This window comes from Pseudomonas sp. WSY_20, from assembly GCF_043104335.1.
GTDB classification, from domain to species: Bacteria; Pseudomonadota; Gammaproteobacteria; order Pseudomonadales; family Pseudomonadaceae; genus Aquipseudomonas; species Aquipseudomonas parafulva_B.
In genome coordinates this window covers 1-18,388 of the sequence record NZ_JBICKP010000020.1, presented here as the reverse complement: position 1 = coordinate 18,388, position 18,388 = coordinate 1, and the positions used below count along the sequence as shown (strand labels likewise).

General features: G+C 60.1%; 17 protein-coding genes. 2 read left to right on the top strand and 15 right to left on the bottom strand.

Annotated elements, in window-relative coordinates:
- Nucleotides 1-64 precede the first annotated feature (64 nt).
- From ACF8E5_RS06205 to ACF8E5_RS06140, 14 genes are all read right to left on the bottom strand, one after another.
- Nucleotides 65-1,471 (bottom strand): pitrilysin family protein, encoded by a 1,407-nt coding sequence (locus ACF8E5_RS06205; protein WP_326384173.1) that lies wholly within the window; start codon nucleotides 1,469-1,471, stop codon nucleotides 65-67.
- Nucleotides 1,472-1,501: 30 nt separating this feature from the next.
- Complete coding sequence (locus ACF8E5_RS06200) at nucleotides 1,502-3,160, bottom strand: Na/Pi cotransporter family protein (RefSeq protein ID WP_182138444.1); 1,659 nt, start codon at nucleotides 3,158-3,160, stop codon at nucleotides 1,502-1,504.
- Between the two features lie 208 nt (nucleotides 3,161-3,368).
- The gene (locus tag ACF8E5_RS06195; RefSeq protein WP_027913220.1) at nucleotides 3,369-4,139 is read right to left on the bottom strand and encodes a TerC family protein; all 771 of its coding nucleotides are present in this window, start codon (nucleotides 4,137-4,139) and stop codon (nucleotides 3,369-3,371) included.
- Nucleotides 4,140-4,209: 70 nt separating this feature from the next.
- Nucleotides 4,210-5,517, bottom strand: a complete 1,308-nt coding sequence (locus tag ACF8E5_RS06190) for a CitMHS family transporter (RefSeq protein WP_197843937.1) — start codon at nucleotides 5,515-5,517, stop codon at nucleotides 4,210-4,212.
- 289 nt (nucleotides 5,518-5,806) lie between these two features.
- Nucleotides 5,807-7,762: a DUF4105 domain-containing protein gene (locus tag ACF8E5_RS06185; RefSeq protein WP_392475036.1), complete on the bottom strand. Its 1,956-nt coding sequence runs from the start codon at nucleotides 7,760-7,762 to the stop codon at nucleotides 5,807-5,809.
- Entirely contained in the window at nucleotides 7,759-8,079 is a 321-nt protein-coding gene (locus tag ACF8E5_RS06180) for a DUF2388 domain-containing protein (protein WP_058603703.1), read from the bottom strand. The genes ACF8E5_RS06185 and ACF8E5_RS06180 overlap by 4 nt, the downstream gene beginning before the upstream one ends.
- Before the next feature lie 37 nt (nucleotides 8,080-8,116).
- On the bottom strand, nucleotides 8,117-8,410 hold the full coding sequence (locus tag ACF8E5_RS06175) for a DUF2388 domain-containing protein (RefSeq protein ID WP_326384171.1): 294 nt from the start codon (nucleotides 8,408-8,410) through the stop codon (nucleotides 8,117-8,119).
- A gap of 29 nt (nucleotides 8,411-8,439) precedes the next feature.
- Nucleotides 8,440-8,757, bottom strand: coding sequence for a DUF2388 domain-containing protein (locus tag ACF8E5_RS06170; protein WP_058638695.1), 318 nt, complete (start codon nucleotides 8,755-8,757; stop codon nucleotides 8,440-8,442).
- Between the two features lie 284 nt (nucleotides 8,758-9,041).
- Nucleotides 9,042-9,257 (bottom strand): DUF1127 domain-containing protein, encoded by a 216-nt coding sequence (locus tag ACF8E5_RS06165; RefSeq protein ID WP_027913215.1) that lies wholly within the window; start codon nucleotides 9,255-9,257, stop codon nucleotides 9,042-9,044.
- A 337-nt stretch (nucleotides 9,258-9,594) separates the two neighbouring features.
- Nucleotides 9,595-11,088: an acetyl-CoA hydrolase/transferase family protein gene (locus ACF8E5_RS06160; protein ID WP_392475035.1), complete on the bottom strand. Its 1,494-nt coding sequence runs from the start codon at nucleotides 11,086-11,088 to the stop codon at nucleotides 9,595-9,597.
- 184 nt (nucleotides 11,089-11,272) lie between these two features.
- Nucleotides 11,273-12,709 carry an NAD(P)(+) transhydrogenase (Re/Si-specific) subunit beta gene (locus ACF8E5_RS06155; protein ID WP_027913213.1) on the bottom strand — a complete coding sequence of 479 codons (1,437 nt, stop codon included), beginning with the start codon at nucleotides 12,707-12,709 and terminating at the stop codon, nucleotides 11,273-11,275.
- Nucleotides 12,706-13,026, bottom strand: a complete 321-nt coding sequence (locus ACF8E5_RS06150) for an NAD(P) transhydrogenase subunit alpha (protein WP_023532697.1) — start codon at nucleotides 13,024-13,026, stop codon at nucleotides 12,706-12,708. The genes ACF8E5_RS06155 and ACF8E5_RS06150 overlap by 4 nt, the downstream gene beginning before the upstream one ends.
- A gap of 12 nt (nucleotides 13,027-13,038) precedes the next feature.
- Complete coding sequence (locus ACF8E5_RS06145; RefSeq protein ID WP_392475034.1) at nucleotides 13,039-14,160, bottom strand: Re/Si-specific NAD(P)(+) transhydrogenase subunit alpha; 1,122 nt, start codon at nucleotides 14,158-14,160, stop codon at nucleotides 13,039-13,041.
- Between the two features lie 415 nt (nucleotides 14,161-14,575).
- The gene (locus ACF8E5_RS06140; RefSeq protein ID WP_058638693.1) at nucleotides 14,576-15,481 is read right to left on the bottom strand and encodes a LysR family transcriptional regulator; all 906 of its coding nucleotides are present in this window, start codon (nucleotides 15,479-15,481) and stop codon (nucleotides 14,576-14,578) included.
- A 157-nt stretch (nucleotides 15,482-15,638) separates the two neighbouring features.
- On the opposite strand from ACF8E5_RS06140, the gene ACF8E5_RS06135 reads away from it, so the two are divergent.
- Complete coding sequence (locus tag ACF8E5_RS06135) at nucleotides 15,639-16,820, top strand: acyl-CoA dehydrogenase (protein ID WP_058603709.1); 1,182 nt, start codon at nucleotides 15,639-15,641, stop codon at nucleotides 16,818-16,820.
- 13 nt (nucleotides 16,821-16,833) lie between these two features.
- Nucleotides 16,834-18,054, top strand: a complete 1,221-nt coding sequence (locus tag ACF8E5_RS06130) for a CaiB/BaiF CoA transferase family protein (RefSeq protein WP_392475033.1) — start codon at nucleotides 16,834-16,836, stop codon at nucleotides 18,052-18,054.
- A gap of 59 nt (nucleotides 18,055-18,113) precedes the next feature.
- On the opposite strand, the gene ACF8E5_RS06125 is transcribed toward ACF8E5_RS06130, so the two are convergent.
- Nucleotides 18,114-18,388 (bottom strand): hypothetical protein (locus tag ACF8E5_RS06125; protein WP_392475032.1); only part of this gene is annotated, 275 nt, incomplete at its 5' end.

Sequence of the window (18,388 nt, the reverse complement as noted above, 5' to 3'; positions counted from 1 at the left end):
CTTGGGAGTGGCTAGGAGGCGGCCCTTGCATGCACGACGCGGGCATTGAAAGGATACCGCCGTTTCACACGTGCCGAGTAGCACCGCCTGGCTTGTCAGGGGCCTGTCGACGCCAGCGCAGAAGGCATGCGGCGAGCAGCAACCCTGCCAGCAGGAACGACAGGCCGTAGAGCTCATCGTACCCGAGCAGCGGTTTTTCGATACGAATGTAGCCTTCATGGGCGAGCAACTGTTCGAGCGCCTGGTTGGCTTGCTCCAGGCTCACGCGCTGCAACTGACGTACAGGGCTGGCGAAGCGGCCGTCGGTGTAGTCGTTCAGTGCGCCCCAGTAATAATCGGCAAGGGCACTGTTGCCCTGGGTTGCCCAACTTTCCTTGGCGATGCTCGCTTGCTTGATGCGGGCAAAGGTGTCCGGGTCCAGACCCTGCTCGCGCAAGTGATCGAACAAGCGCCGCATGACCTCGATCGCCCTTCCTATATCATCGCGCTCAAGGTCGGCGTTGAGGCTGAGCAGGCCGGTATCACCGAAGCTCTCGCGCTGGACCGAGGGCCCATAGGACAGGCCATTGCGCAGGCGCAGCTGGTCATATACTGCCCAGTCCAGGTAACGGGAGAGCAGATCCAGGGTGGCCTGGTGGTCGTTGTCCAGCACCGGCTCGATGAACAGCCAGTGGAGTTTGGCCGTGTCGCCCAGCCAGCCGTGCATCAGGTCGCGCCGTTGCTTGGCCTCTTGGCTGATCGATTCCAGGTCGCGGCGGTCTTCCGGCTCGGTGGCCGGGAGTTCGCCGAAGGTTCTTTCCAGGTAGGCGGGCAACAGGCGGTCCAGCCCACCCACCATGATCAGTGTCATGTTGTTGGCCGCGTACCAACGCTCGCGCAGGCCCTGGACCTGTTCGAGGGTCATGTCGTCGAGATTGGAACGCTCGGGGCATTTCAAGCCCAATTCCGTTGCCAATTGCTGCCCGGCGGGGTGACCGATGTCTTGCCGGTCCAGCCAGCGCTGTAGATGCCCGTAGTGGCCACCGTCCTCACGCTCAATGATGCGCTTGGCAGTCGCCAGGGCCTTGGCGTCGATCTGGGTGTCGCGAATGATCGACAGCAACAGGTCGAGTACCTTGCGCTGATTGCGTGCGGGCGCTTCGATCACGAACGTGGTGTCGGCATTGCCCGTGAACGCATTCCATTCGCCACCCAGTGCCTGCAGGCGCTCTTCGAGGCCTCCTTCGCCCGTGTCGTCCACCCCACTGAACAGCAAGTGCTCCAACAGGTGCGGCAGTTCTTTCTGGTCACAGCCGAAGTCGTCCAGGCCCACGCCCACGACCAGGCGAATGGACACATGGTCGCGTTCGTAGCCGTCCTTGAGGATGACCTGCAGGCCGTTGGGCAGCAGGTAGCCCTCCACGCGAGCGCGGTCCAGGGCAAAGGAGCAGAGGCTAAACATCAGCAGGCAGATGAACATCAGGCAACGCATGGGCGAGCGGGGGTCCTCAGGTCGGCGACATCACGGCGGCGGGGCTTCGTCCGGCACGCTGTCGAGCATCAGCCCGCCCGTGTCCGAGCCGCCCAGTACCACATAGGCACTGCTGCAGAACAAAGAGTTCAACCGCTTCATGTCGGCGATGAGCTCCAGGTGGATGGAGCTTGTCTCGATGCTCTGTACCACTTTGCGCTGCAGGCGGCTGACATGGGCATGGGCCAGGCGCCGCTCCTGGGCGCGAAAGCGACGCTTCTCGCGCAGCAGCAGACGCGCGCTTTCCGGGTCGGCGCTGAGGAATACCGAGAGGCCAAGGCGCAGGTTGGCCAGCAATTGCTCTTGCAACCCGGTCAGTTCTTCCAGCCCCATTTGGGAAAAGGCGCGTCGTTGGCTGGTCTTCTGCTGCTGGACTTTGCGCAACATGCGTTCGATCAGGTCGCAGGCCAGCTTGAGGTTGATCGCCAGCTCGATGATCTCAGCCCAGCGACGATTGTCGTGTTCGCTGAGGTCCTCGCGGGTCATCTGCGCCAGGTATAACTTGATGGCGCTGTACAGGGCCTCGGCATCCTCCCCCAGTGCACGCACCTGCTGAGGCAATGCAGCCTGGGTGCCGCGCAGTGCGCCAAGCATGGCTTCGAGCAAGTTGTCGACGATGTCCCCCAGGCGCAACGTCTCCCGAGCAGCATTGGCCAGCGCCAGACTGGGCGTTTCCAAGGCCGAGGCGTCGAGATGGCGCGGGCGTATCTGCCCGTTGTCGCGCTCGCGCTCTGGCAACAGGCTGTTGCACAGCCGTCCCATGGGCTTGACCGTAGGTAGCATGATCAGGCAACGGGCAGTGTTGTAGAGCAAGTGGAAGCCGATGACCAGCTCCTGCGGGCTGAAACTCAGTGTGTCCATCCAGTCCACCAGCGGGTGGAGCACAGGGATGATCAACAGCAGGCCGATCAGCTTGTAGAGCAGGCTGCCCAGCGCCACGCGGCGGCCAGCGGCGTTCTGCATGCTGGTGCTGATGAACGCCAGCAGGCCGCTACCAATGTTGGCGCCGACCACCAGGCCTATGGCCACGGGCAGGCTGATCACCTCGGCCCCTGCCAGTGTGGCGGTGAGCAGGACGGCGGCCAGGCTCGAATACGACACCATGGCGAACAATGCACCGACCAGGGCGTCGAGCAGAATGTCGCCGGTCAGGGAGGCGAAAAGCACCTTTACGCCCTGGGCATGGGTGATGGGGGCAGCTGCCTGGACGATCAGTTCCAGCGCCAGGATGATCAGGCCCAAGCCGATGCCGACGCGGCCAAGTTGGCCAGCACGGGTCTGCTTGCGTGAAAGGAAGAAGATCACCCCCAGGAAAATCAGCAGGGGCGAAAGCCAGGACAAGTCGAAGGTCAGTACACGGGCCATGAGCGCTGTGCCCACGTCAGCCCCTAACATGATGGCCAGCGCCGGGGTCATGGCCATAAGGCCCTGGCCCACGAATGAGGTGACCAGCATTGCGGTTGCGTTACTGCTCTGCACCATTGCGGTGACGAGAATGCCCGCGATGAAGGCCAGCGGACGTTTGTCCATGTTCTGGCCGATGATGCGTCGCAGGTCCGAACCGAATACCCGCAAAATGCCGGTTCGCACGATGTGCGTGCCCCACACCAGCAAGGTGACTGCCGAAAGCAGGTTGAGTAGGGTCAGCATGACGAGAGCCCCCTGATTGCACCGGCCAAGCTGGCCAGTCGAAAAGACGTTGGCGCAGTGCTGTTTGCACAGGCTTGTTCAAGCTTTAGTTCTAATATGCCGCTGCCGCCAGCTTCGCATGGCTGTCATGATTTTGAAACATCCGGGGCCAGGGCTGGGGGGATGCGCAAAGGGCCCCGCAGGGCCCTTTCTCTCGAGACGTGCAGGATTATTGACCCGGCACATCCTTGCGCAGTTTCACGGCCTCGTGTTCCTTGCCGGCTTTGCGTGCCAACGACGTACGCATGCGGATATTGATGGCTTCGACCGCCAGGGAGAAGGCCATGGCGAAGTAAACGTAGCCTTTAGGGACATGCACATCGAATGCTTCGGCGATCAGCACGGTACCTACCACGATCAGGAACGACAGTGCGAGCATCTTCAACGAAGGGTGCTTGTCGATGAAGTCGGCAATGGTGCCGGCGCACGCCATCATGACCAGCACGGCGACGATGATTGCGGCGATCATCACCGGCACGTGCGACACCATCCCAACAGCGGTAATCACCGAGTCGAGCGAGAAAACAATGTCGATGATCGCGATCTGGATGATGGTGTAGAGGAACTTGCCGCCAGAGCCCTTGGGTTCATCGGCGTTTTCTTCTTCGCCTTCCAGGCCATGGTAGATCTCCTGCGAGCTTTTCCAGAGCAGGAACAGGCCGCCGAAGAACAGGATCAGGTCACGTCCGGATATGCCCTGCCCCAGGACCACGAACAGATCGTCGGTCAGGCGCATTACCCAGGTGATGGACAGCAGCAGCATGATGCGGGTCACCATGGCCAGGGCCAGGCCGAAGATCCGGGTGCGCGGCTGCATGTGCTTGGGCATGCGGCTGACCAGGATCGAGATCATGATGATGTTGTCGATGCCCAGAACGATTTCAAGCGCGGTCAGGGTGAAAAAGGCAACCCAGATTTCCGGGCTGGTCAGCCATTCCATGTGTTTTCCTTTGAGCGGTATAGGCAATGCGCCTGCATCGAGGCGCATTGCGGTGGAGAGAGGTCTGTTATCAGAGACTGCTGAACAGCGGGAAAATGCCCATGATCAGCGCGGCGAACATTATGCACAGGCACACCAGCACTGCCCACTTGAGCGTGAAGCGTTGGTGATCCCCGAATTCGATGCCGGCCAGGGCGACCAGCAGGTAAGTCGAGGGTACCAGCGGGCTCAGCAGGTGTACCGGCTGCCCGACGATGGATGCACGGGCCATTTCGACCGGGCTGATGCCATAGTGGCTTGCCGCTTCGGCCAGCACCGGCAGGACACCGTAGTAGAAGGCGTCGTTGGACATGAAGAAGGTAAACGGCATGCTCACGATCGCCGTGATCACCGCCAGGTACGGGCCCAGGGCTTCGGGAATGACGGCCAGCAGGCTTTTGGACATGGCATCGACCATGCCGGTGCCTGACAGGATGCCGGTGAAGATGCCTGCGGCGAAGATCAGACCGGTGACCGCCAGCACGCTGCCGGCGTGGGCTGCAATACGGTCTTTCTGTTGTTGCAGGCATGGGTAGTTGACGATTATGGCGATGCTGAAGGCGATCATGAACAGCACTGGCAACGGCAGCAGGCCGGCGATGAGGGCTGCCATCAATGCAGCGGTCAGTGCGCCATTGAAGTACAGCAGCTTAGGTCGGCGTGCCTCTGGATATTGCGAGACGCTGATGTCGCTGTGATCGACATCGTCGGTTGGCAGGTGCAGCTCGCCCAAGCGGGCACGTTCGCGTTTGCCGTACAGGTAGGCAATGGCCAGAATTGCCACTACGCCGAACAGCATCGCTGGGATCATGGGCACGAAGATATCGGAAGGGTCCACGTGCAAGGCGCTGGCCGCCCGCGCTGTGGGCCCGCCCCATGGCGTCATGTTCATGACCCCGCCGGCAAGAATGATGAGCCCCGCCATGATGCGCGGGCTCATGCCCAGGCGGCTGTACATGGGCAGCATGGCCGCACAGCAGATCATGTAGGTGGTGGCGCCGTCACCGTCCAGCGATACCACCAGGGCCAGCACGGCGGTACCTACCGACACCTTGAGCGGGTCGCCCTTGACCAGCTTGAGGATCTTTCGCACCGCAGGGTCGAAAAGGCCGGAGTCGATCATCAGGGCAAAGTAGAGAATGGCGAACATCAGCATGACGCCGGTGGGCGCCAGCTTGCTGATGCCCTCGAGCATCATGGGGCCGATCTTGCTGGCGAAACCGCCGAAGATGGCGAACAGAATGGGCACAAGGATCAGCGCGATCAAGGCCGACAGGCGCTTGGTCATGATCAGGTACATGAACGTGACGACCATGGCGAAGCCGAGGAAGGTCAGCATGGCAATACTCCAGGCGAGGCGCGACGAAAAAGAGGACGGTTCGGGCGGGTCAGCGTGCAGGACGCTGCGCGTGGAGTGGGTCGAACAAGACTGAGAGAAGTCGGGCACGGAAAGGCATCGGTATCACCATTGTTGTTGTTGGATGCGCCGGGCGGGGCACGTACCTCGCCCTGGCTGACCGGTCTGTGCCGGCAATGGGGCTATCCTATGCGCGCAAGCTTTCAGCCAGCTTTCGCTCGAACAAGGGTGACAAAAGGTAGGGAAGGCGCGTGAGTGGGCTGTCGTGCCGCTACAGCTGCAGCCCACCCGCTGCCTTGTGCAATGCGCGAAGATGCTCTCCAATGTGCTTCACGTTGGCTTCGACTGCCGCTATCTGCCTTGCACGGGAAGGCTCGAGTAGCGCCCTCACCTCCTTGTCCAGGTTGGTACTCAAGCGCAGCAGCTGCGCCTGGCGTTCGCTGCTGACCTTTTCCAGGTGAACCCGCTCTGCTTGCTGCGGCAGTCCGTAGCCGGTGGTGTCGAGCAGTTCAGCCGGGCGGCTCAGGAAACCGCTGTTGGCGAGCATCTGCTTGAGGGTGGCATCAGCCTTGTCGACGCTGCCATCCTTGAGCGCTGCGGCATTGAGGTAGCGTTGCTTGACCTCGTCCTGGGCCAATAGCAGTTGCCGTCGCAGGCCCGCCTGTTCCAGAAGCAGCAAGGCTGCACTGGTGCGCAGGTCAGCCTGGTCGAACCAGGGCTTGCGTTGTTCGGCGTCCAGGGCCAACCAATCCTCCACCTTGGCTTGCTTCACTGGCAGCTGCTTCTTCAGGACGTCGAACATGGCTTGGTAACGGTCGCGGTACGAGTCGAAGCGGTAGCCCAGGCGCAACGCCTCCCGCGGATCGTCCAGCACGCTGGTGTCAGCCAGCCCACGCCCATCGAGCACGGCAAGCAGGCCATTGGGCATGATGCTGTCGAGGTCGTTGAGTTTTGGGTTGGCGGTACCGCTGCGCAGCAGCTTCAGCGATTCCACCGCGCAGTTATTGGACAGGAACCAGTAGTTGCCGTCGTAGCTCCAGTGCATCTCGGCGGCCTGGCGGACCAGGTTCTCGATCTCCTCTCGATTGAGCTTGAGCGGCACCGAGGCCAGGCTGCGCAGTTCGGTCTTGGTGTATTCATCGATCACCTGCCCCAGCGGCAGCACGAACAACCGCGAGGGGTAGACGCCGACCAGCCCATCCCAACTGGACAGCTGGACGTCGTTGACGAAAGCGCGGTACGAGAGCACCAGGCTTTGATCGAGATCCAGGCGGCAGTCCGGGCCTCGCGGCCGGCCGGGTTTGCAGATGACCAGGCGCAGCATGCTGTGCCCCCAGCGGCTGACCAGGTTCTGGTTGGCCTCGGCCAGCAGGTAATCCACCTCGTACACCCGCTCGGGGTCGACTTCACCCAGGGGTTGGCGCGCGAAGTCGCTACCGGCATTGATGAACGGCAGGCCTTTGGCGCAGGCGTCCTGGGGTGGGCTCCAGCCAAAATGTTGTGTCAGGTACCGATTGAGCGCGGGGCGGCGACAGCCATAGCTAGGGTCGAGAAGGAAGTACTCCATATTGACCGCGACGTATTCCTTCGGGCTGCTCAGCTCGTAGCGGTCGGGGCTGCGCACGAATTGGCCATTATGCTGTTCGCGTTCGCCGCGCCGGCCTACGTACTGGGGCCAGCCGGCGAGGTCCAGCAGACGTGGGTCATCGCTGAGCGTGAACCGTCGCCCCGCCTGGCCGCGGCACTCTCCGGGCAGGCCGATGTTCCCGACAGTGCCTTGCAGGCGGTTGCATCGAGTGAGCACGGCATGCTGTTGCCCCGGCCATAACCGGGCGCGGTCGTAGATATGAGTGAGCTCGTGCACCACGGTCGCCAACAGTTCGTTGCGCACAGTGCCATGGGGCCGATGCGTCAGCTCGGTTGTCGCGGTGCCGTCGGCAAGGCTGGGCAGCAGGCGCCGATTGAGCATCAAGCTGGACACCAGTGATGCCTGGCCGTAGGCGTCAGGCGGCATCTGGTCGCTCCAACTGACGCTGACGGTGCGATCAAGCCGCTGTTTGAACAAGGGTGGCAGGCTGGCCATCGCTTGGTCGAGCAGCGCCTGGCTGGCGCTGACCTGCTGCGGGGTCAGGTCGGCGGTTTGCAGGTCAAGGTGCAAGTCTGCGAGCGCGGGCGTGCCAAGCAGTGTCAGAAGGCCGCCGAACCACCCGGCACGCAGTAACTTCACAGCGCGAGAATGGCTTCGGCCAATACCTGGTCACTGGCATCGCGTGCCTGCGGTACACGCTCGCGCAACGTTGTGAACGCCGCTTCCAGTTGCGCGCCACGGATATCGCCGTTACTGGCTACGAAGCTGGCTGCATCGTCGTGAGCTTCACGTACCACTTTGGAATCGCGAATGGATGTCGTGGTATCTGACGTGAAGTCGATCGAACGGCCAAAGGCGCGCACGATGATGTTGCTGGTGGCCACCAAGGTCTGGGCCTGGGCCAGGTCGGCCAGCAGAAACATGCCGAGAGTAGCGGCAATCAGCGGTTTACGCATGGAGCATCTCCGAAAATACTGGGGAGGAAAAGGATACTCATTCGACGAGGATTGCTCGCGCCAGTTCCAGGTCGCTGGCAGTGCGCGCGGGTTTATGCACGCGAATGGCTTCAAGGGCTGCCTCAAGCCGTGCGCCGCGCACACGACCGTCGGTGGCAACGAACACTGCCGCATCGTCGCGCGCTGCGCTTATGAGCTTGCGATCAAAAGGTGCAGTGGTGACCTGGGTCGTGACGTAACCCGAGATCACCAGGCCTTGGGTAGTGGTGTCCAGCGCGTGAGCCGTGGCTATGCCTGCGATCCAGAGCAGGGGTAATAGCAGAAAACGCATGAGCGATCAGCTGGGGGCGGCCTGCTGACTCAGAGAGCCAGGATGGCTTGAGCCAGCTGCTCGTCGCTGGCGTGCAAGGCAGGTGCCTGGGCACGGATGTGAACCAGCGCGCTTTCGAGTTTGGCGCCTCGGATGCTGCCCTGGCTGGCGACGAAGCTGGCGGCGTCGTCGCGGGCTGCTTGCACGATTTTGTTGTCGCGCAAAGATGAAGACGCATCGGAGGTGGCGTTGGTAGAGGCAGCGACGCCTCGTACCACGGTGTCGGTGGTGACGACGAAACTGCTGGCACTGGCTGTACCAGCCAGGCCAAGCATCAGCGCAGCGCCAATGAGGTAATTACGGGTCATGAACGTTAGCTCCTGGTGTAAGGAAATCCAGCTGGGAACGTGGGCAACGGCCCTTGCCTAGGGTATGACAGTCGGTTCTACCAGACAGTTAAGCGAAGCGTATCACGCTGTGCTGTATCAAGATGTTAATGATAGAGCGCCGCTCAACTGTTATGCCTGATAAATAAATTGAAGGAACTGTATCGTTCGTGCGAATTTTCTTTAAAGCAGAAGCAAAAAACCCGTCGCAGGGCCCTGCGACGGGTTTTTGAGATTAACGCTGCCAGTCAGGCTGGGCCAGGCGATTAGCGCCAGAAAGGCTTGCTCAACTCTTCGTAGCGCTGCGATTCGCTGATACCGGCGTCTGCCAGCAGGCGTGCATCCAGGCGAGCCAGTTGACGACGGCTGGCCATACGACGCTGCCAAAGCAGCAGAGTGGAAGCTACGCGCAGGGGGAACGAAGCGTTGGATTGCTTGGCGGTGCTTTCAAAAACCAGACCGGAACTGAGGGTACGTTCCATGATGATCATCCTTCCGCTTATGGCGGCATTAGATAGTGATTTAACTGATACCAATGATCCTCCCCTCTTGTCCATAACAGTAGATACAGTTGCAGGTAAAGACGGCAAGCCAGTTAACTGTGTAACGCTACTGTTGCACTCGAAAGTGACTTAACTGTACTGGTGCGCACAAATATGGTGCAAGTTTATATAATTTGCTTGGCTCGTTGACAGGCTTGAGTGTAAAAACCAGTACAGTAGTACAGTTTTATAGAGTCTTGCTGGTATCTGTTTCGTTGAGCACGCAAAAAAGGGTCGCTAAGCGACCCTTTGAGGTTTGTGCGTACTTCAGAGCGTGTTACAGGGCAAGCATGCGACCTGTTTCTTCGAGGTTTTCATGCCATGCCAGCGCTTCACGCAAGATGTGCGGCGTGTGCCCGCCCCGCAGGCAAGCGCGCTCGAAGTAGTCGTTCAAGGCCGCGCGATAGTCAGGGTGCACGCATTTGTCGATGATCGCCCTGGCGCGTTCCCGAGGAGCCAGGCCGCGCAAGTCGGCCAGACCTTGCTCGGTGACCAGAATGTCCACGTCATGCTCGGTATGGTCCACATGGCTGACCATGGGGACCACACTCGAAATGGCGCCGCCCTTGGCAATCGATTTGGTCACGAATACGGCCAGGTGTGCATTACGGGCGAAGTCGCCGGAACCCCCAATGCCGTTCATCATTCGGGTGCCGCAGACATGCGTGGAGTTGACGTTGCCATAGAGGTCGAATTCCAGGGCAGTGTTGATACCGATGATGCCAAGGCGCCGAACCACTTCGGGGTGGTTGGAGATTTCCTGCGGGCGCAGCACCAGCTTGTCCTTGTACTTTTCCAGGTTGCCGAACACGTCGGCGTTGCGGCGACTGGACAGGGTGATGGAGCTGCCGGAGGCGAAGCGCAGCTTGCCCGCATCGATCAAGTCGAAGGTGGAGTCCTGCAGCACCTCGGAGTACATGGTCAGGTCTTCGAACGGCGAGTCGATGAGCCCGCACATCACGGCGTTGGCAATGCTGCCGATCCCCGCCTGCAAGGGGCCCAACCGGTTGGTCATGCGCCCTGCTTCCACCTCTTTCTTCAGGAAGCTGATCAGGTGGTCGGCAATGCCTTGGGTTTCGTCATCGGGTGGCAGCACCGTCGAGGGCGAATCGGGCTGGTCACTGATGACGATGCCCACGATCTTGGCAGGGTCGATGGCAATGGCGGTACTGCCGATGCGGTCGTCTACCTTAACCAATGGGATGGGCGTACGAGTAGGACGGTACGTAGGTATATAGATGTCGTGCAGCCCTTCAAGATTCGGGTTGTGCGACAAATTGATCTCGACGATCACTTTCTTGGCAAAGATCGCAAAGCTTGCCGAGTTGCCAACCGAGGTGGTCGGCACAATATGCCCCTGCTCGGTGATGGCCACCGCTTCGATCACGGCAATGTCGGGCAGCTTCAGTTGCTGGTTGCGCAGTTGCTCGACGGTCTCCGACAGATGCTGGTCGATGAACATGACCTTGCCATCGTTGATGGCCTTGCGCAGCGTACTGTCCACCTGGAATGGCATGCGGCGGGCCAGTACACCGGCTTCGGTCAGCTGTTTGTCCAGGTCGTTGCCAAGGCTCGCGCCGGTCATCAGGCTGATTTGCAGTGGCGACTGCTTGGCGCGTTCGGCCAGCGCGTGGGGGACGGCCTTGGCTTCACCGGCGCGGGTGAAGCCGCTCATGCCGACGGTCATGCCGTCCTCGATCAGGCCAGCGGCGTCGGCCGCACTCATTACCTTGCTATGCAGGGAGGACAAGCGGATGCGATCACGGTACATGGATTGTTATCTCGGGCTACTAAGCTACTGCAGCGCAGTCTAGTGATTTAGACCGGTGCCGTCCCGCGACCATGGTCGTATTACTCTCGCCGCTACATGGCCGTTGATCCGGATCAATAAATGAAAAAGCCCTGGCCGTTACCGACCAAGGCTTCTCGTTCATAGGGTCAGAACCGAACCTGCCTCACTCCACGGCCTTGACCATGTCTTCGATGACCTTCTTGGCATCGCCGAATACCATCATGGTCTTGTCGAGGTAGAACAGCTCGTTGTCCAGGCCGGCGTAGCCGCTGGCCATGGAGCGCTTGTTGACGATGATGGTCTTGGCTTTGAAGGCTTCGAGAATCGGCATGCCGGCAATGGGTGACTTGGGGTCATTCTTGGCGGCCGGGTTGACCACGTCGTTTGCGCCCAATACCAGGACTACGTCGGCCTGGCCGAACTCGGCATTGATGTCTTCCATCTCGAACACTTGATCGTAGGGTACTTCGGCTTCTGCCAACAGCACGTTCATGTGCCCGGGCATGCGTCCTGCCACCGGGTGAATGGCGTATTTGACGGTAACGCCGTTGTGCGTGAGCTTCTCGGTCAGTTCCTTGAGTGCGTGCTGGGCGCGGGCTACGGCCAGGCCATAGCCGGGAACGATGATCACGCTGTCGGCGTTGCTGAGCAGGAAGGTCGCATCGTCGGCCGAACCGGATTTCACCGGGCGCTGCTCCGTGGACCCTTGGGCAGCGCCAGCTTCGGCATCACCACCAAAGCCGCCCAGGATGACATTGAAGAACGAGCGGTTCATGGCCTTGCACATGATGTAGGACAGAATCGCCCCGGACGAGCCTACCAGCGAACCGGCGATGATCAACATGGAGTTGTTCAGCGAGAAGCCGATCCCTGCCGCCGCCCAGCCCGAGTAGCTGTTGAGCATCGACACCACTACCGGCATGTCCGCCCCGCCGATCGGGATGATGATCAGCACGCCCATGATGAACGCCAGAACCAGCATGAGGGTGAAGGCGCTGTAGTGGCCGGTGAAGGTGAACAGCAGCCCCAGCGCAATGGTAGTCAGGCCGAGAATGAGGTTGAGCTTGTGCTGACCGGCAAACTGTACCGGCGCACCCTGGAACAGGCGGAACTTGTATTTGCCCGACAACTTGCCAAAGGCGATCACCGAGCCCGAGAAAGTAATGGCACCAATGGCTGCCCCCAGGAACAGCTCCAGGCGGTTGCCCGTAGGGATCGGATCGCTGATGGCGGCGACGATGCCCATCGACTGGGGCTCGAGCACCGCGGCAATGGCGATGAATACCGCAGCAAGGCCGATCATGCTGTGCATGAAGGCGACCAGCTCAGGCATCTTGGTCATCTCGACCCGTTTGGCCATCACTGAGCCCGCAGTGCCGCCCACCAACAACCCGACGATCACATAGCCGATACCGGCCGTGGCCAGCTCAGCGCCGAGCTTATAGATGAGGCCGACCGTGGTGAGGATCGCGATACCCATGCCGATCATGCCGAACAGGTTGCCGCGCCGGGATGTAGTGGGATGGGACAGGCCCTTGAGCGCCTGGATGAAACACACCGAAGCGACCAGATACAGAAGCGTTACCAGATTCATGCTCATGCTGACTTCTGCCCCTCGTTCTTGACCTTTTTCTTGAACATTTCAAGCATGCGGCGGGTGACCAGGAACCCGCCAAACACGTTGACTGCAGCCAGGGCCACGGCGAGCGTGCCCATCACCTTTCCGGCAGGTGTGACCGTCAGCGCAGCGGCGAGCATGGCACCAACGATAACGATGGCCGATATTGCGTTGGTGACTGCCATCAGCGGGGTGTGCAAGGCCGGTGTAACGTTCCAGACCACGTGATAACCCACATAAATGGCCAGCACGAAAATGATGAGGTTATAAATGCCATGGGAAATCAGCATGTCTTCCATTTGTCGTGCTCCTCAGCCGTTCTTGCGGACGATTTGACCGTCGCGGCACATCAGGCAGGCCGCGACAATGTCGTCTTCGAGGTTGATGGTCAGGGCGCCGTCCTTGTCGAACAGCAGTTTCATGAAGTCCAGCAGGTTGCGTGCGTAAAGGGCCGAAGCGTCCGCTGCGACCAGGGCTGGCAGGTTCGTTGGGCCCACGATGGTGACACCATGGGCATGTACGACCTCGTCGGCCACGGTCAATGGACAGTTGCCGCCTTGGGCCGCTGCCAGGTCGATGACCACCGAACCTGGTTTCATCTGGGCAACCGTGTCGGCGCTCAACAGGGTAGGCGCTTTGCGGCCCGGGATCAGTGCGGTGGTAATGACGATGTCTGCTTGCCGAGCGCGCTCGTGTACGGCCTGAGCCTGGCGCTGCATCCAGCTTGCCGGCATGGGCCTGGCGTAGCCGCCGACGCCTTGGGCGCAGTCGCGCTCCTCATCGGTCTCGTACGGTACATCGATGAACTTGGCGCCGAGCGATTCGATCTGCTCCTTCACCGCAGGGCGCACGTCCGATGCCTCGATGACGGCGCCAAGACGCTTGGCCGTCGCAATCGCTTGCAGCCCCGCCACCCCTGCCCCCAGGATCAAGACGCGCGCAGCCTTCACCGTGCCGGCGGCTGTCATCAGCATCGGCATGAAGCGCGGATAATGATGCGCGGCCAGCAATACAGCCTTGTAGCCGGCGATGTTGGCTTGGGACGAAAGCACGTCAAGGCTTTGTGCCCGGGAAGTTCGGGGCGCGGCCTCTAGCGCAAAAGCCGTGAGGCCGCGCGCGGCCATTTTGGCGATAACGTCGTTGTCGAACGGGTTGAGCATGCCGACCAGAAGGCTGCCGCTGCTCATCAGCGCCAGTTCATCATCGGTTGGCGCGACTACCTTGAGCACCAACTGCGCGCCATAGGCTTCAGCCGCCGAGCCTAGGCGGGCACCGACAGCTTCATAGGCGCTGTCCGGAATGCTGGCATTGACCCCAGCGCCTTGCTGGACCGTAACCTGATGACCCTGACCTATCAGTTTCTTGATGGTTTCAGGCGTCGCGGCGACCCTTGTCTCGCCGGCCTGCGTCTCGAGCGGAACACCAATGTGCACGACTATTTCTCCTGCGATGACCTTTTTTATATTTTTGAGGCCAGCGCACTTCGTAGGGTGCGCCGGAGCGGCTAAGGGCCTTACCGCCCAATCCTGGGCGGGCACAGCATTTTGCAGACGAACCGAACGGGCTTCAATAGAATTTGGAGCGAAACCAAACAATAACTACAAGTCACCATGTGACCAGATGTCGCAGCTAATCTGTCACAAGCGCTCAAGCATCTTTATTCGCCAGGTTATGGCGATTTTCAGCGGAAAATCTGAATTTTTCGCGTGTAGGCAGGCGAATGTCGCAAACAGAGTCCTGATTAAAGAACGCGGGAGCACTTTATCACCGTCAGAAGCATTGCAATATGGTTATTTAAATGCGACAGATGATTATATCTGTAGGTGTAAATTATAATTGACTACGGGGTCAGCTTTCTTTGGTGTCCGCGAAGTTCGCCGCCTGCGCCACTAGCCATTCACGAAATGCATCCAGCGTGGTCGATTCGACCCTGCGCTCCGGAATCATCAGATAGTAGGCCCTGTCGCTACGTAGAACATGCCTGTTAGCGACCACCAACCTACCCTCGCCGAGCTCGCGTTGAATCAGAAAGGGTGGAATGAGCGCGACCCCCATTGCGTGCATGGCCGCTTGTGCGAGCATTGAAAAAAGCTCAAGGCGGGGGCCGGTCATGTCGGTTGCTACAGAAATGCCGACGCTACTGAACCACTGGCGCCACGCATAGGGCCGGGTGCTTTGCTGCAGCAGGGGGAGTTGTGCAATGTCGTGAGCCTGGAGGGTTTGCCTGCCACCGAGCAATGCGGGGCTGCAGACAGGGACAGGATTTTCACCCATCAGCCTGTGCGACCGAGTGCCTGACCAATCACCGTCACCAAAGTAGATGGCGGCATCGAAGCTGGTATCGGCAAATAGGAAAGGCCTTGTGCGATTGGTCAGGTTGACCGTGACATCGGGCTGGCGCTGCTGGAAATCCATCAAGCGCGGCAGCAACCATTGAGTGCCGAACGTAGGCACCACTGCAAGCTCGATCACGCTGGCGCCCTGCTGACGCATGACCGACAGCGTATCGCGCTCTACCGCATCGAGTTGCGCCGCCACTTGCCGGCTGTAGGACAGCCCTGCCTCGGTTAGCTTCACGCCCCGGTGTGAGCGGCGGAACAACTCGACGTTCAAAAAGCCCTCAAGGCTGCCGATCTGCCTGCACACAGCGCCTTGGGTCAGCGACAGTTCCTGGGCAGCCTTGGTGAAGCTTTCGTGGCGTGCGGCAGCCTCGAAGCAAACCAGGGCGGTAGTGCTGGGTATCTTCCGACGCATGCCTATCCCTCACTCGTGGATGATCGGTTTTTGGGTTTTCACTTATTTATGAGTGAGAAAATAGCACTCCTGGGTGCACAAACGTCGTTTGTCCTCGCCGTTTGCCCGGCCTAGGATCACGGCATACGTCATCCACCGTTCTGGGAGAAATGCACTCATGGCCGCCAAAGCAAGCTTTAGCTGGATCGACCCCCTCTTGCTGGATCAACAGCTCACTGAAGAGGAGCGCATGGTTCGAGACAGTGCCTATCAGTTCGCCCAGGACAAGCTGGCTCCGCGTGTGCTTGAAGCGTTCCGTCATGAGAAGACAGATACAGCGATCTTTCGTGAGATGGGTGAAGTGGGGCTGCTGGGCGCCACGATTCCGGAGCAGTACGGTGGGAGCGGTCTGAACTACGTGTGTTACGGGCTCATTGCTCGCGAGGTAGAGCGCATCGACTCGGGGTATCGCTCGATGATGAGCGTGCAGTCGTCGCTGGTGATGGTGCCGATCAATGAATTTGGCTCCGAAGCACAGAAGCAGAAGTACTTGCCCAAGCTGGCCAGTGGCGAGTGGATTGGTTGCTTTGGCCTTACTGAGCCCAACCATGGGTCGGACCCGGGGTCGATGGTCACGCGTGCCCGGAAAGTCGAGGGCGGCTATCGCTTGACCGGTAGCAAGATGTGGATCACCAACAGTCCTATCGCTGATGTGTTCGTGGTATGGGGCAAGGATGATGCAGGTGACATCCGCGGTTTCGTTTTGGAAAAGGGCTGGGAGGGCCTGAGTGCACCGGCCATTCATGGCAAGGTCGGGCTGCGCGCCTCCGTGACGGGTGAGATTGTGATGGACAACGTGTTTGTGCCCGAGGAGAACATGTTCCCTGAGGTGCGCGGGCTCAAGGGGCCTTTTACTTGCCTGAACTCTGCGCGCTACGGGATTTCCTGGGGAGCGCTAGGCGCTGCCGAGGCCTGCTGGCACACAGCGCGGCAGTACACCCTGGACCGGCAGCAGTTTGGCAGGCCGCTGGCGGCCAACCAGCTGATTCAGAAGAAGCTGGCCGACATGCAGACCGAGATCACCTTGGCGCTGCAAGGCTGCTTGCGCTTGGGGCGCATGAAGGATGAGGGCACGGCTGCTGTCGAGATCACGTCGATCATGAAGCGCAATTCATGTGGCAAGGCGCTGGACATCGCCCGCATGGCGCGTGACATGTTGGGCGGTAATGGCATCTCGGACGAATTCGGCGTGGCGCGTCATCTGGTGAACCTTGAGGTGGTGAATACCTACGAAGGCACCCATGACGTGCATGCTCTGATACTGGGGCGTGCGCAGACGGGTATCCAGGCTTTCTATTGATAAGGAGGCGGTCATGGGAGCGCTTTCGCATCTACGCGTGCTGGATCTGTCACGGGTACTGGCGGGGCCATGGGCTGGTCAGATCCTTGCGGACCTGGGTGCCGATGTAATCAAGGTCGAGCGCCCAGGTAAGGGGGATGACACGCGGGCGTGGGGGCCGCCTTATCTCAGGGACAGCGAGGGTGGCAGTACCGGCGAGGCGGCCTATTATCTGGCGGCCAACCGCAACAAGCGTTCGATCACGATCGACTTTACCCAGGCCGATGGCCAGCGACTGATTCGCGAGTTGGCTGCCAAGAGCGATATCGTCATTGAAAACTTCAAGGTAGGTGGCTTGGCGGGCTATGGGTTGGATTATCCCAGCCTGAAGGCTGTCAATCCGAAGCTCATCTACTGTTCGATCACCGGGTTCGGGCAGACAGGTCCTTACGCGCAGCGTGCGGGTTATGACTTCATGATTCAGGGGCTTGGGGGGCTCATGAGCCTGACAGGGCTGCCGGAGGGTGAGGTGGGTGCGGGGCCTGTGAAGGTTGGGGTGGCGCTGACGGACATTCTTACCGGGCTGTATTCGACGGTGGCGATTCTGGCGGCACTGTCTCATCGGGAGCAGCGTGGTGAAGGTCAGCACATCGACATGGCCCTGCTGGATGTCCAGGTGGCGTGCCTGGCCAATCAGGCGATGAATTACCTGACAACGGGCGCGCCGCCGCGGCGACTGGGCAATGCGCATCCGAATATCGTGCCTTATCAGGACTTTCCCACGGCCGATGGCGATTTCATTCTCACCGTGGGCAACGATGGCCAGTTTCGCAAGTTTGCAGAGGTGGCTGGAAATGCTCAGTGGGCGGATGATCCGCGGTTCGCTACCAATAAGGCGCGTGTGGCCAATAGAGGCGAACTAGTGCCTTTGATCCGCCAGGTGACGGTGTTCAGAACGACGGCGCAGTGGGTGAGTGATCTGGAAGCAGTAGGTGTGCCGTGCGGGCCCGTCAACGACCTGGCGCAGGTGTTTAGTGATCCCCAGGTAATGGCGCGAGAACTGGCGGTGACCATGGCGCACCCGCTGGCGGGGACAGTGCCCCAGGTCGCTTCGCCGATTCGCTTGTCGCAGACGCCTGTTGAGTACAGGCATGCGCCACCTCTATTAGGTGAGCACACGGAGAGCGTATTGAAGGCGCTGCTAAGCGTGCCGGATTCCGAAGTGGAGCGACTGCGGGTGGCTGGGGTGATCTAGCGGGTCATTGCATCTATAGATAAGCGGGGGGGCGGCAGCCCCCCCGCTTTGCTTTTGATTTATATGAAATTAAAGGTTGACGCGGTTTCGAATCCCCTTATAATGCGCCCCACTTCCAGCGACATCGGAACGCGAAACTCCTTGAGATTCAATGGGTTAGCTAGTTCGGGTGGTGCTGTAAGGGCTACGATCGAACAGATCGGCAGCGGTTGAGAAGAAGGTTGACAGCGTGTTGAAACGCTGTAGAATTCGCCTCCCGCTACGAGAGATCGAAGCGAGTCAAGTGTTTGAAGTTGAACGAGTTTCTCGAAACAAACTTCAAAATAAACGCTTG